Origin of the sequence: Thermophilibacter provencensis (assembly GCF_030372065.1) — a bacterium.
Lineage (GTDB): Bacteria > Actinomycetota > Coriobacteriia > Coriobacteriales > Atopobiaceae > Thermophilibacter > Thermophilibacter provencensis_A.
The window spans coordinates 26,494-41,568 of record NZ_JAUDEA010000004.1; the positions used below are offsets into that span (position 1 = coordinate 26,494).

3 protein-coding genes are annotated in these 15,075 nt (G+C 65.3%); 1 reads left to right on the top strand and 2 read right to left on the bottom strand.

Annotated features, from left to right (window positions below; all coding sequences use genetic code 11):
• Window positions 1-616: 616 nt before the first annotated feature.
• Together QUW25_RS03710 and QUW25_RS03715 are read right to left on the bottom strand one after the other, a co-directional pair.
• Window positions 617-13,030: a SpaA isopeptide-forming pilin-related protein gene (locus tag QUW25_RS03710; RefSeq protein WP_289510886.1), complete on the bottom strand. Its 12,414-nt coding sequence runs from the start codon at window positions 13,028-13,030 to the stop codon at window positions 617-619.
• Window positions 13,031-13,522: 492 nt separating this feature from the next.
• On the bottom strand, window positions 13,523-14,269 hold the full coding sequence (locus QUW25_RS03715) for an NUDIX domain-containing protein (protein WP_289510887.1): 747 nt from the start codon (window positions 14,267-14,269) through the stop codon (window positions 13,523-13,525).
• A gap of 276 nt (window positions 14,270-14,545) precedes the next feature.
• On the opposite strand from QUW25_RS03715, the gene QUW25_RS03720 reads away from it, so the two are divergent.
• Window positions 14,546-15,031 (top strand): hypothetical protein, encoded by a 486-nt coding sequence (locus QUW25_RS03720; RefSeq protein WP_289510888.1) that lies wholly within the window; start codon window positions 14,546-14,548, stop codon window positions 15,029-15,031.
• Window positions 15,032-15,075: the final 44 nt, after the last annotated feature.

A 15,075-nucleotide genomic window follows, 5' to 3' on the forward strand; every position in this document is an offset into this window, starting at 1 on the left:
ACCTTGTTGGGTGCGGATTCTGCGGTTGCTGGGGCGTTTTTGCCGATTAACTGCAGAAAGTGCACCCAATGGCGAGGAGGGCGCGTAGGTCATCCGGTGAAAGCGAGGGCCGCTAGCGCGCAAGCGCGAGCGGCCCACATCGCAAGTAGCGGCACTGCCTAGGTTCCCCAACGTAGGCGGCCGTCGAGCCTATTGTAACTACACCCACGAGGTTATGCACAAGATTTGGGTCTTGTCTCAGGAGCGGGACTCGAACGCGGGCCGACGGCGTTCTCTATATCACTCACGATCATCGCTTGGGGCACGGCGTGCCCGGACGGACTGCCGCGGGGCGCTGAGCTGGGGTTTTGAGGCTCTTCTTTCTTACGTGACGGCGAGTTCTCTTTATCAGCTCTATATCAAAGTGCGTCATCGCCACCATGGGCCTGATGGCGGAGCGGAGCTGGCCGTTGTTATCCCCGTTGGAGGGTAAGAACGGGGTCGCGGGGCGACGCGAGGGGGTTCTTGGCCGTGTTGTTACACCTGAACGAGGGTAAGAACGGGGTCGCGTGGCAAGAAAGAGGGCCGGCACCCGGATGGGGTGCCGGCCCAGAAGCCGTCGGACCAGCCGCCGACGCTACTGCTTGCGCTTCCTGCGTGCGAGCAGGCCGATCCCAATGAGGGCCGCTCCGCCGGCACCCAGGATGGCGGGCAGCGCCGTCATGGTGTGGTCGCCGGTGTCGGGCACCGTAGGCTTATCGGGCTCGGGCTCGTCGCCAGGATCGGGCTCGTCGCCTGTGTCGGGAATCGTGGGCTCGGGCGTGTCGCGCACCACCACGATGGCGGTACCGTCGCCGTTGTCCACGCTCACGGCGTCGCGAAGGTCGGCCGGGGTGTTCTCGGCCAGGGCCAGCGACCCGTCCTCAAAGACGAGCAGCGTCACGGGGGCGTTGAGCAGCTCGTAACCCTCGGGCGCGACGGTCTCGGTGAGCACGTACTTCTCGCCAGCGATGAGGCCGGTCACGGGCGTGCCGGGCGTGACGTCCTTCTCGGCGGTGCCGTCGGCAAAGGTGCCGGAGAGCGTGAACTCGGCGCCCTCAAGGGCCTCGCCGGACTCGCTCTGCTTGGCAACCACGATCTCCACGGGCGTGTCCTGCGCGGTGACGGTCACCGTGCCGGACTCGGCCACGTAGCCAGCGGGAACCGTGGCGGGATCGACCACCAGGTTACCCTGCGCGTCCACCGTGAAGGCGAGCGTGCCGTCGATGAGCTCAAAGCCGGCCGGGGCAACGGTCTCCACGAGCTGGTACTCGTAGACGGTGCCGCCCTCGACGCTGGCGATAAGCCCGCTCACGGAGGTGGTGCCGTCAACGGGGACGGTCCGGGTCTCGGCCTCGGCCGCGGGCGTGCCGTCGGCGTTGGCAAAGATGCCGGTGAGCGTGAACTCGGCGTCCTCGAGCGCGTTGCCGGAGAGGTCGGTCTTGGAGAGCTCGATGGAGACGGGCTCGTCCGTGGCGGTGATGGTGATCACGCCGGCGTCCACGCCCAGCGCGTACGCTGGGGCGTTGCCCTCGGCCGCGGGGGCCAGCGTGCCGTCGGCGTTCACCGTGAAGGTGAAGCTGCCGGCGATGAGCTCGTAGCCCGCGGGGGCCGCGGTCTCGGTGAGCACGTAGGTCTGGCCGGCCACCAGCTGAGCGGAAACGACGCTCGTGAGGCCGTCCGTGGTGGAGAGGGTCAGCGCCTCGGTGCCGCCGTTCGCGAACGTGGAGCCCTCGGCCGGAGCCAGACTGAACGTGGCGCCGGTGAGCGGCGCGCTGTTCTCGCCCAGCTTCTCGATCTGGACCTCGACGGGCTCATCGGTCACGGTGACCGTCACCACGCCGCGGTTGGCGTGGCTGTAGGCAGCGCCGTTCTCGGCGTCCTCGGGCACGGAGATGGTGCCGTCAGCGCCCACCGTGAAGGTGAAGCTGCCCTCGGCAAGCTCGTAGCCAAGCGGGGCCTCGACCTCGGTGAGGACGTAGGTCTTGCCGGCAACGAGGTCCGGGACGGCCACGGTGCCCTCGGCCGTGGAGGTGATGGTGGCAAGCTCGGTGTCCGGGTCGTCGGCAGCGGCGAGCGAGAAGGACGCGCCCTCGAGCTGCGTTCCGTCCGTGGAGAGCTTGATCAGGCCAACCTCGATCGCGGCGTCCGTGGCAACGATGGTGATGCCGTCGTCGGCAACGGCAAAGGCCGGGTCGTTCTCGGCGGAGGCGGCGGCGATGGTGCCGTCGGCGTTCACCGTGAACGTGAAGCTACCGGAGATGGCCTCGTAGCCGGCCGGCGCGTCGGTCTCGGTGAGCACGTAGGTCTGGCCGGCAACCAGACCGGTCACGGGCCTGCCGGGCGTTGCGGAAACGACGCTGGTGGAGCCGTCCGCAAAGTGGCTGCCCTCGGCAGGGACGAGCTCGAAGGCGGCGCCGGAGAGCGCGTTGCCCTCAGTGTCCTGCTTGGACAGGTTGATCTGGATGTCCTGGTCGTGCGCCGTGATGGTGAGGCCGTCGTCGGAGACGTCATAGCCCGCGGCACCCTCGGCGCGCTCGTCGGAGACGGCGTGGATGGCGCCGTGCTCGTCAACCGTGAACCGGAACTCGCCAAGGAGCTCGTAGCCCTTGGGCGCCGTGGTCTCGGTCAGCTTGTAGACGTACTCAGCGCCCTCGCGCGTGGCGATAAGCCCGTCGATGGTGATGGTGTTGTCCTCGAGCGTAAGCTCGCGCGTGGCGGAGCTGCCCGGCGTGCCGTTCTCGTTGGCAAACGTGCCGGAGAGCGAGAAGACCGCGCCGTTGAGGGCGTTCTCGGCAAGGTCGGCCTTGTTGAGCGTGACCTCGATCGGGGCGTCGGTGGCCGTGACGGTGATGACGTCCGTGCCATCGAAGCTGTAGCCCTCCTGGTCGAGCGCGGCCGTGATGGTGCCGTCCGCGTTGACCGTGAACTCAAACACGGTGGTGTTGAGCTCGTAGCCCGCCGGGGCAACGGTCTCGGTGAGCGTGTAGTCCGTGTCCACGTTCAGGAGGCCAACAAGGACCACCTGCCCCTGGCCGTCGCTCACAACGTGGAGCACGCCGTTCTGAATGTCGTTCTGGCCGTCGCCGTTAAGGTCGACGGACGTGGAGGCAAAGCCCTTGCCCTGCTCGGGCGTGAGCGTGAACTCGGCGCCCGGAAGGGCGGTCCCGCCCTTGGTGCTCACCTTGAGGAAGGTGACCTCTGTCTGGAGGTCGGTCGCCGTGATGGTGACCGTGCCGTTTGCATCCTCGGCGGCAACGTACTTGCCGGTACCGTCGGTACCCTCGGCTACGCCGGCCGTCGTCTCGTCGGGATCGACGAGCGTCACGGTACCGTCGGTGCCAACGGTGAAGTCGACCCACCCGGCAACCTCGTGGCCGTTCGGGGCAACAGTCTCAGTGAGCGTGTAGGTGCCGCCCGCAACGAGCAGTGCGTCGTCGAGCGACACCTTGCCCGTGCTCTCGTCAACGGTCACCTGAATGGAATCGGTGGAGCCGTTCGCAAAGGTCGTGTTCGTACCCGCCTTGGGGGCCACGGTGAACTTGGCACCCGAAAGTGCCTTACCGTCCTCGTCAACCTTGGCGAGCGTCACCTTGATGGAGGGGTCTGTGGCCTTGATGGTCACGAGGCCGTCCTCCGCGCTCACGTCGTAGCCGGTCGGCTGGTTGGTCACCTTGAGCGAGCCGTCGGCGTTGACCTCAAAGACCAGGTTGCCGTCAATCAGCTCGTAGCCCGCGGGAGCCTTGGACTCCGTAACTGTATAAGTGCTGCCCGCAACGAGAAGCCCAGTAAGCCCGAAGGATCCGTTGGCATCGGTCTTCTTGGTGAGGGAATCGCTCTTGCCGTCGGCAAAGGCATCGCCCTCGGCGGGTGTGATGGTGAACTCGGCACGCGCGTAAGGGTTCGTTACGCCGTCGAGCGTTGCGTCACCATCCTTCTGGAACGTGACGTCAATCTTGGTGTCGACCGCGGTGATGAGGTTGATGCCACCGTCCTTGCCCACGGCGTAGGAGCCGGAGCCATCCGTGGTGGTCCCGAGGCTCACCACGTCACCGTTCTTGTCCACCGTGAAGGTGACGGACCCTGCGAGCTCGTAGCCCGCAGGAGCCGTCTTCTCGGTGAGCGTGTAGGTCTCGCCGGCAACGAGCAGCGCGTCATCGAGCGTCGCCACGCCGTTTACGGTGGTCACGTCAACGGAGGTCTCCCCGCCCGCGAGCCTGCCGCGGATGGTGAAGGTGGCCAGGCTCTCAAGAACCGTGCCGTCCTGCGCGACCTTCTTAATCTTGAGCTTTGTGGGCGCGTTCTGCGCGGCCACAGCCTGCTCCGTGGACACCGTGTCACGATCGATCGTGAACTCAGCGCTCGTCACGGGCTTGTCGCCCACGTGACCGACGTAGCCTTCGGTGGGCGTGGTCTCGTCAAAGCGATACGTGCCCCACGCAAGACCGTCAACGGCGATCTGTCCGTTGCCGTCCGTGGTGAGGCCAGTCTTGCCCTCGACGTCGGCCCACTCGCCGTCCGCGCCCTTCGTCTGGAGCGAGAAGGTCGCGCCCTCGAGCTCGTCGCCCTCGTCGTCGGTCTTGGTCAGCGTGGCCTTGCCCGTCAGGCGCTCGTTCTCAAGATCGAGCGTCACCACGGTGCCGTGATCGACGTCCTTGAGCTCGAAGGTCACGGCGAGCGCCGCGGCGTCCTTCGGCACCTCGTAGCCCTGGTTGGCCGTCTCCACGAGACGATACGTGCCCTTCAGGTTGAGGGTGAGTCGGAGCTCGCCGGCATTGGCGGGCGTCGCGCTGTCGGCACCGGTCGCCTGATAGCCGTTCTCGGCATCAAGCGTCAGCGTGTAGGCGTTGCCCGTCTCGAGCCCCCCGGCGACGCTCACCCACGTGGAGCCGTCGAGGCACTGGAGCTCAAAGACGGCATCATCGATTGGGGCGCCATCCGTGGCGTCGCTCTTCGTCAGCGAAACCGTGGCCTGGAAGGGCGTGTTGAGAAGGACGTCGCCGGGGTTGTCCTCGGCGTTGTCCTTGACCGTGACCACGGCCTCGTGGTCGGTCTCCTGATCGAGCGTGAACGGGAAGACCGCCCCCTCCCCGGAGGGCAGGGCGGCGTCGGCGGTGGTCGAGCGCTCCAGCAGGTAGTAGCTGCCAGGCTGGAGGCCGTCGGAGAGCTTGCCGCGGCTGTCATCGGCGGTGCCCAGGGAGGCGCCGTCCTCGAAGGCAACGTCGCTGCTCTTGGAGGCAAACGTGCCGTCGGCGCCCGTGGTCAGGCCCTCGGCCATGAGCTCGTCCGCGCCGTCTACACCCGTGCCCGCGCGGTACAGGTCAAACGTCACGCCCTCGAGGCCGTCGCCGCTGGTGAGCTGCTTCGTGAACTGGAAGTAACCACGGAAGACCTCGTCGGTGACCTTGATTTCCGCCACGGTGCCGGCGCTCGACGTGACCCCGTTGATGGAGCCGTCCGCAGCGATGGTCAGGGAAACGTCTGCGGCGCGGGCGTAGTCCTGGGGCAGGTCGCCGGTCTCGACGACCTTGTAGGAGCCAGCCTTGAGGCCGATGATGTCGCCGGCGCTGGCTCCTGTCATCTCAACGGAGCCAGAGGTGTCGGCAGAGCCGGAAGTGATGCCGCCGGCCCAGACGTCGGTCGCGGGCACGCCGTCCGGCCAGACGAAGCTCGTCTCCATGCCCTTGGGGTCACGATTCCACACGGCATAGACCGTCGCCTTGTCCGCGCTCATGACGGAGAGCTCGACGTCGTCGACGTTCTCGCCATTGTTGGAGTCGCTCACCTTGTTGAGCGAGAAGCGCGTGGCGACGTTGGTGATGGTAGAAGCGGCCTGGTTGCCGGTGTCGGGGTCCGCTGTCGCGGGGCCCGTGGTCGTGCCGCCGCCCTCGTACGTGGGGTAGAAGCCGGGCACGGAGCCGGCGGCCTCGGACACGCGGTAGGTGTAGGCCTTGCCGTCGCCGTCGTACTTGGGCAGGTCGCTGGCCTTAGCGGAGCCGTCGTAGGTCCACTTCCAGCTGTCCTTGCCCCACGTCCATGCGGGCTGGCCGGCGATCTTGGTCACGTTCTCCCACGTCGCGTCCTCCGCGGCGGGGTTCTCGGCCGTGGTTCGCTCGAGGGCGAGGGTCGGAGTCTTGTCCGGGGTGCCGTCATTGTTGGCATCTCCCGGGACGAGGCCGGTTGCCCCAAAGGTGTTCCACTCCTTCTTGCCGCTCAGGGTAATGGTCTGGAGTGTGTTGGTGAAGGTCTGGTCGGCATCACCGGAGCCGTTGCTGGCGGAGCTGTCACCAGTCACCGCGGCGTGTCCCTTGTCTAGGCCGTCCACAATCGCGCCATCAAGGCTGTATCCGCCCGGCACGACCTCGACGGCGCGGTAGCGGTACGGCTTGCCGTTCTCGTCAAAAGCTGGCAGGTTGCCAAAGGTCTTGATGCCCTCGTTCGTACCCGCCGCGCCCGTGACGGTTACGGACTTCACGCGGGTACCATCCGCCTTGGTGACGTACTCCCACGTGCCGCCGCCGTCCGTCGAGCGCTGGAGATAGAAGGTGGTAGACCAGTCGGTCTCACCGGAGACCTTGTCGCGCAGGCCCCACTTGTTGCCGTCATCGTCCCAGGCCTTCTTGATGGTCAGGCTGGTGGCATCGAGGGTGTTGGTGATGGTGGTCTGGCTGGTCGAGGTGGTGGAGTTGTTGTCTGTGTTCCGAGTCGAGGAGAGCGCGGTTGTGCCCTCACCGGTGTAGGAATTGGTGAGGGGGTAGGTGATATCGAGATCGTCGCCGGTCGGGTTGGCGACGTCCTTGCCGCCAACCTTCGTCTCTACGACGCGGTACTGGACCAGCGTTCCGTCCTTCAGCTGGTTGGGCAGCACGTTCCACGTGTGGCTCCAGTTTGGACCCGTAAGGGTCTGGGTGGCGGTAATGCCGCCGTTCGTGCCAGCGACGCGCGTCAGCACTTCGCTCGCGTTGCCCCACTCGCCCCAGCTCGTGCCGTCATTCGACGTGCGCGCCTGGAGCTCAACGGTCACGGACGTGGGACGCAGGCCCCACTCGTCGTTACCGTCGCCCTCCCAGCTCTTCTTCACCGAGGCCGTGCCGGCAAGGCGGTTCTCGAGCTTGCCAAACGCGCCCGAGTAGCTGCCTTCCCCATCGGGGTCTGAACCCCGTGCCTCAACCGAGCCGGTGGTGATGCGGTACGCCTGGTTGTTGTCCGCGAGCTTCTCGGTCACGGTGTAGGTCCAAGCGGTTCCGTCGGGAGCCCACTGCTCGAGGTTGGAGATGGTATAGGTCCAAGTGTCGGCGTCGGTGTTGGACCACTGGAGATAGGCCTCACCGCTGGCGTTGGTGCTCTGGAGCTTCACCGGCTCCTCGGCGGTCTGCTTGGTGCTGTGGCGCGTGAGCGTGATATCAAGGCTATCAGGCCTGGTTTTGAAGGCGTTGCCCAGGTCGTTCCAGTACTTTGTGCCGGTGAGCGTGAGGTCATTGTCCTCGGCGTAGGTGTTCTTGAAGGAGAAGTCGACCTCGTCGTCCGCCTTCACGAGCGTGGCGCCGTCCTCCATCGCCTCAGGCGACTGAGAGCCCGCCTCGATGACGGCGTCAGCCTTAAGATCGCCCATCCCCACCGTGGTGGTGTAGCCGTTCACGGCCTTCTCGACCACGTAGTAGTGCCAGTATTCGCCAAGCGGGGTGTAAATCTCGAGGTCCTCAAAGGTGTGCGTGGCGGTGCCGGTCTTGTCGCTGTCATCCGACTCAAACGACGTAATGGTAGCCTCGTCGACCTTCTCGGCGCTGTCCTCGCCCTCCTTCGGGTCAAAGCGATAGAGCGAGAAGGTCACGTTGGGGAACTTGTCGTCCTCCTCGCGCTGGCCCTCCACGATCTTCTTCACCGTGAGGTTGCCCTTCGCGGGCGCGTAGGTGTTACGCAGGACAAACGAGCCAGCCTCGCCGTGCTGGGCCGCGTAGACGTCATCTGCCGTGGTGAGGCCCTCCTCGGAGGCAAAGTCAATCTTCTCAACGTCTTCGTCAGACAGCGGCAGCGCCGGCGTGCCGATAAGGCCGGTGATCACCTCAACCGCACGGTACTCGTAGCGACGGCCGGAGGCGTCGTAGCGCGGCAGCGCGCCCTCGGCGCCGGGCTCAACGTCGTTGTTGTCGCCCTCTTTGACGATCGTAAAGCTGTAGGTGGCCTCGGAGCCCTCGAGCGTACTGGTCCAGGCAACAACGCCGGGGCCCTCGGCCGGAACCCACTTGTCCCCGTCCTTCTCGATGTGTGCCTCGGGCCAATCCTGATCGCCCACATAGCGCCGCTGGAGAAGAACCAGGATCTGGGGCAGCGCGGCCTGGCCAACGTCGCCGGGGACGTTCTGCCAGATCTTGCTACCACCCACGCGCAGGGTGTTCTTGAGGCTGTTCACAAAGGTGTAGCCCTCGCGCAACGCGTAGGAGGAGCCCGCCTCGTCACCGGTGGCGGTATCAACCGCCTCGGGCTTCTCGGTGTCAGCGAGGTTCCAGAGGGCGGTGTCGGAGAGCTTCACGCCCTCAGGGGCCTCCCAGTCATTCAGCAGGTCATCCTCCTTAAACGTCACGTCCTGGTAGTCCAGGCGCGCGGCGGCATCGGGGATGTTCTCCACGGCGTAGTAGGTGTAGGCGTAGCCGTTGGCGTCATACGTGGCGAGGTTGGGCGCCGTCGCCTTCCACTGGTACTGCGAGACGTCGCCGTTGTCGTCCTTCAGGGCCTCCCAACGCCAGCTGATGTAGCCGGTCACCTTCTGGGGCGTGGAGCCCTCGGCCGCGCTCACGCGATAGAGGGTGAGGTTGATGTCCGGGCGCTGGCCCGCGCCCTCCCTGATGTAGGCGTCGTTCCACTCCTTGAAGAAGACCACGTCGCGCGAGCCCACGAGGGAGTTCGTCGCGGTGTAGGTGCAGGTGTCCTTGAAGTGCCACACACCCGTGGTGTAGGTGGGCTCGGAGAGCGAGCTCGCGTAGCCGGCGTGATCGTCGTCCGCCCACTCCTCGGTGACGGAGTAGCTCACCACCGTGCCGTTGCCGTCGTACTTGGGCAGGCCGCAGATGCCCGTGGCGACGGTGTTCTCGTCGTCGGTGCCCTTGGGCACGCTGACCAGAAGGGTGGTGCGGCCGTTCTCGTCCGTCTCGACCGAGCCGGTCAGGCGCTTGGGGGCCTCGCCGGAGAGGTCCGGGTCCTCCTCGAAGAGCGGGAGGGTGTTGCCGTTGTTGAGCTTGACGGTGGCCCGGCCCTCGTCGTCCACGGCGAAGACTGCCTTGGGGTCGTCGCAGGAAATGCGGTAGACGGCGTCCGGGCGGTCGTCGGCCTTGGTGGCGCCGTCCTTCCAGGTCTTCTCGATCGAGATGTTTACCAGGCCGATGCGACGGTTGCTGACGTAGAACGTGGGGAGCTCGTAGGGGCTCTCCTCGGCAGTCGCGCTCTTGTAGCTCACCTCGTAGACGTGCTCGCCGGTGGAGACGCGCTCGAGATGGGCGTTGTTGAAGCCGCTCTCCTCGTAGCCCCAGCCAGTGTTGACCCAGGACGGGACCTGCTCGCTGTCCTCGTACTTCTTGCGCGCCTCGTCGTAGGTGAGGACCTCGTAGCTGGCGGGATCGACGCCGTCGGCCCCGGAGGAGACGAGGTAGGTCTCCCTGACGCCAACCTTGCTCAGGTCGGCGTCGGTGACGCCCATGATCATGGCCGTCCTGAACCACGTGTCGTCCTCGGTGATGGTCACCGAATCAACCTTCTTGAGGTTACCGTCCTCCCCGAGAATGAGGATGGGCAGGATGTCGCCCTTCTCGTAGACGGTCTTCCCGTCTTTGGAGATGGCCTCTTTGGCATAGAACTCGACCTCGACGGCAAGGCGGTGGGAGGAGTCTCCGCCGTCGACCCAGTCCTTCTCGAGGGCAACGTTTGCGCCCGCGCCATCGGCCGGCATGTTGACGATGCTGGTCTTGTGCGTATCGGGGTCGTAGTAGGTCTGGGCGTTCCACTCGGTCAGCTTTGTGCCCTCCACGATGCGGTAGTTGTAACGGGAGCCGTCACTCTTGTAGCGCGGGAGGTTGTTGATCTCAAGGTGGTCGGGCGTGGTCTCCTGGTAGGTGGGGTTGGCCTGTTCGAAGTCCGCCTTGATGTCCTCGTCGATGCCGTCCACGAGCGTGACGGGAGTGGTGTCGGCGTCCACCGTGCCGTCCATCACGGCCTCGGAGACCTTGACGTCACCATCATAGATGGAGATGGTGAGGTTGTGCGCAGGCACGTCGCCGGGATCGAGGTCGACGAGCTCGCCGTCCTCGTTTGGCGCCGCCCAGCGCTTGGAGACCGTCTCGTCCACGGTGTCGTCGAAGGTGTTGCGCGCGCGGGAGACGCCGTTCTCGTCGACCCAGGTCTCGGAGGTGAACTCGACCTGCTCGTACTCGTCTGCGTCCCCGAGGTCGCTGCCGCCCTCGTCGAGCACGCGCAGGAACAGGGTGAAGGTCGAGAAGAGATGGCCGCCCTCGCCTTCCTCGGGCTGCGTGAAGCCAGTGCCGCCGTGCGAGATGTTGCTGTACTTCTGCTCGACGCCCGTCTCGATCCAGCGGTACTCGAGCTCGTTGCCGTTGAGGTCGTAGAGGTCGTAGGTGCCGGAGAAGTCCTTGGTGAGGGTCTCGGCGGTGAAGTCCGTCAGGGTCTTGGTGACGGTGGTGTTCGTCCATTCGGCGTTCTCGTCGCCCTTCACGCGGGACTGCAGCGTGAAGGTGCAGCTCACGCCGTTGAGCTGGTCGGCAAAGGCGGCAACATGCCATTCCTTCTCGCCCTCGACCGTCTTCTGACCGCTCAGGCGGTTGCCGATGCTGCCGTTGTTGTAAATCAGACGATCGACGTTGGTGTCGCGCTCCCAACCGTCCTTGGAAACGAGCTTTCCATCCTTGTTGGTGTAGTTGGGCGCGGTGTCCGTGACCTCGCCGTCCGCGGAGACGCTGCCGTAGACGGTCTCGTAGCCGGCAAAGATGCTCTCCTCGCGGATGCCGTAGTAGTAGGCGTAGCCGTCGTTGTCGTACTTCTCCAGCGTGAGCTCGGGGTACTGATCGGCGAGAAGGGCGCCGAGGTCGATGGCGTTGTCCTTCGTGACGTCATCAACCTTGGCAGTGAGCGTCACAAAGTTGCCGTTGGCGTCCGTGACCTGAGCGGCGTTGGCCGCGGTGTCGCCGTTGCTCGCGTAGCGCCAGAGCGTGAAGGTGATCGTGTCTCCGCCGCTGGGGCGAAGGCCCTGCTTGTTGCTGGCGTCGAGCCACTGCTTGGTGGCGTTGAACGTGGCTTTGCCCACGCGCAGGATCGTGACGGTGCCGCCGTCGTAGACGGCCTCGGTGTTGGAGCCGTGGTTGGTGGAGGCGGCATTGTCGTAGGTGAAGGCGTAGCCGTCGTCCGGCGTGGGCAACGGCGTCTCCGGCGAGTCCGTTAGGCCGTACTCGATGGGAAGGTTATCCGTACCAAAGACGGGGGCGGTAAGCGTGTAGGTGCCAGACTCGGCGTCCCAGGCGCCCTTCCAGCCGGGGTGGTTGTTCACGCTGTCCAGGCTCACCGCTTTGCCGCTGCCGTCGATGACCACAAGGTCGGCAGCGGGCGCGGCTGCGGGGTCGAGGGTCTCCTCGCCCACCTTGGCCACGATCTTATAGGTGGAGGTTCCCAGCAGCTGGAAGTTCAGGCCGCCGTCATCGGCGTCCGCGCGGTAGTAGCCCTCGGGCTCGACGGAGCTGGTGAGGGTCCACGTGACGCTGTGAGTGTCTCCGTTGCTGTCCTTGATCTGGGAATAGAGGTTGGAGGCGGTGGCGGTATAGGCTCCGACGCCGGTTGCCTTGACGGAGAAGAGGCCGGCGAGGTCTTCCGGGGTCATGCCAAAGTACTTCTCGGCGTTCTCCGCGGTCAGGGGGAGGGGATCGCCGCTGTCGTCGAGCGTGAACGAGAGGGAGAGGGTCTTCTCCACGTCCTCCGTGGTCGGGCGGACCTTGCCGCTGTTGTTGTTATCAAACCAGCTCATGGTGAGGGTCGCCTTGGTGGTGCTGTCCCCCACGGGCGCGCAGGTCAGCTCTGCCTGCGGCGCGGGCGCGGGCTCGTCCTCGGCGGGGGCGGGTGACTCTGCGTCCTTCTCGGCGCCCTGCGCCTCCGCGCCAAGCTGTGCGGCAAGCTCGCTCAGGCCGGGGAGCGCGAGCGTGGCGTCCTGCTTGACGGCTCCGTCCGCGGAGCTGGTCTGGAGGGTCCACGTGAGCTCGGACGCCTCGTCGGAAAGAAGCGCCGTGGAGACGCTCACCTCCAGGGAGAGGTTGGCGTCGAGCGTCTTGAGCTGCTGCTTTCCCTCCGTCTGGGCGGCCGGGACGGTGCCCTCCGCGGGGGTACCCACATAGTAGGCGGCGCCGGTCTCTGCGTCTGCGGGCTCCACGAAGGTCAGCGTCAGGGCCGTGCCATCTTGGGCAGGCGCGGCCTCGGCGACCTTAATCGCGGTGGGGCTGCCCTCGGCGTCGGAATGATACACGTCGAGCGCGGCGTCGGAGAGGGTGAGGCCCTCGGGAAGGCTCACCGTGAGGGTGTCCCCGGGCAGCACGACGGTGTGGCCGTCGGCACTGGCGTCGGAGGCTGCGGGGTCAAGGGAAAGCTCCAGGTCAAGCGTACCGAGAAGAGCCTCGGGGAGAAGGGCGCGCAGGGCGCCCGCGGAGAGGTCCTTCTCGGCATCCTGCGCCTCTGCCACAGCGGCGGCGAGGTCGTCGGCGTCCAGCGTGAGCCCAGCCGAGCTCAGCGTGAGGTTGTCCGTGCGACCGGTCCAGTCCCAGGTCTCAACTGCGGTGAGACTGGGGGTCCCGGTGACATTTTCGCTGGTAAGGATGGTGTCATCCTCTGACTGGAGCACCTGGGTCGAGGAGATGCCCGTTGTGGCCTCCCCGTCCAGCGGATCTGCAAATGCGAGAGAAACGCCGCTGTTAAACAGAGATTCAAAGGTCAGAACCGCCGCGAGGGCAAGAGAGACGCCCCTTTGCACACGGCTGTGCCCCTTCACGCGTCCGGAGTTACCGTTGTCGCGTGACCTGCGAAAATCAAAGCTCATGTACCTCACCACAGCGCTACAGAATCGGCCTATCTTGAATGTTCCTGAATACGATATGTTGCCACATGGTGGGGGGAGGAGCTAAAAGCACCTTGATTCCCGCACAAGATGGCGGTTTGCCTAAACCATCCTTTTAGTGCTCCTCATAGGCGCTCTGTGGCAATGTTCGCCGGTGTGTGCTGCGTTTTTGCGCCGAGTGCGTGGAGTTGGCAGTTGGGGCGCTGAGGAATTGCGTCGAGTGGCACGCGGGCATCGACCAGCATCGATCACACGACGAATAACCGCAGCATAATCTGGCTAACGCGTGACATTCGGCCAAATTCCTAAGCGAGAAGAACCCGCCGGTTCGCACTCGGCGGGATTCCTCAGCGCCCAAGCCGCGCTTTGCGCACACTCGGCGAGATTCTGCAGCGTTTTGCCGCGGGGCTACTCCTCGGGATCCTCCGGGGTCAGCCGGTGCATGATCGCATCACAGATGAGGGCACCCACCACGGTCTTTGCGTCCTCGATGCGGCCGTCGAGCACGGCGTCCACCAGCTCCTCGAGCGGCACGAGGTCCACGTTGATGAACTCGTCCGCATCCGGGTCCGAGCGCGTGAACGTGAGGCCCGTTGCCATGTAGACGTGGATGAGCTCGTCGGTAAAGCCGTCGGAGGTGGCGATAGTGGTGAGAAACGCGCACTTCTCGGCAGACATGCCCGTCTCTTCCAGGAGCTCGCGGTTCGCGCACTCCAGCGGGTCCTCGCCCGGTGTGAGCTTGCCGGCGGGAATCTCCACGGTGACTCGACCAAGCGCTGTTCGATATTGTCGAACAAGGCATATGCGACCATCTTCGGTCAGCGCGACAATGGCCACGGCACCGGGATGGCGCACCACGTCACGAATGGCAAGCCTGCCATCAGGCAACTGAACACGTAGTCGGTCAACGTTGAATATCTTGCCCGTCCAGGCAACGTCCTCGGTCACGGGGCGCTCGGCAAGGGCGGCGTCTCGCGGGTCGTCGTCTCCCAGAACGAGGTCGCGTTCCTCGGGTGCGCCGGAGAAGTGGTCAAGGCGAGAGCGGTCACCATCGTAGGTGAAGGCCTCGACCGTCTCGCGCATGTCGTCGACGGCGGCCTCGTGGGCGTCGCCCGCGGCGTCTCTGGTCTCAAAGCTCGTATCGGGTTCGGACATCCGTCCTCCTGTGCCGTTGTGGTTGACGCTGTTTGTCAGCCTCTCTACTGTACCTCAACTTTAGGGTTGGGGGTTTGGCGGCTTCTGTGCATCGTGGTTGACTATCTGTTTGTTTGCCTTAGCGGGCTGACCATTGTCGACAACGCCAACGTATCCAGCAATTGTGACGACTTCTTGCGGAAAGTGGTCGATGTCGACCGAACAGCGCATCGACTATCCGTATAATCGATGGTCGACAAACACGGCTCCTGCGAGGGGCAGATGGAAGGGACGTAGATGGGTATCACAAAGCGTGAGGTTGCCGACCAGCTGGGCGTGGCCAAGCAGACCGTGGTCAACTACATCGACAAGCTCGGCCTGGCGCCGGAACACGTGACGCGCGTGGGCAAGACCGACGTGCTCGACGACTTTGCGGTATCGGCCCTCGCGGATGCCCTGGGCAAGAACGTCCTTCCGCGCCAGACGCAGGATGAGAGCCCGGCGCCCGAGGCCCAGGATTCCCTCATCGCGGCGCTCAACGGCCGGATCGCGGACCTGAAGGAGCAAAACGACCGCCTTGTGGCAGAGATTGCGGAGATGCGCGCGTCGCGCGAGCGCGAGCTGGCTGAGCTGCGCGACCAGCTTGCCGCCGCAAACGAGCGCTCTTCTCGCCTGGCCGACCGCGTTGCCGGCATCGCCGAGCGCCAGCAGGCGATTGCCGCCCTCCCCTGGTGGAAGCGCGGCCTCTTTGCCACCAAACTCCTCGGGTCCGGCACCAACTAACAACATGACACATGACACTGGCGTCAGAGCTGAGTGTCACGCGC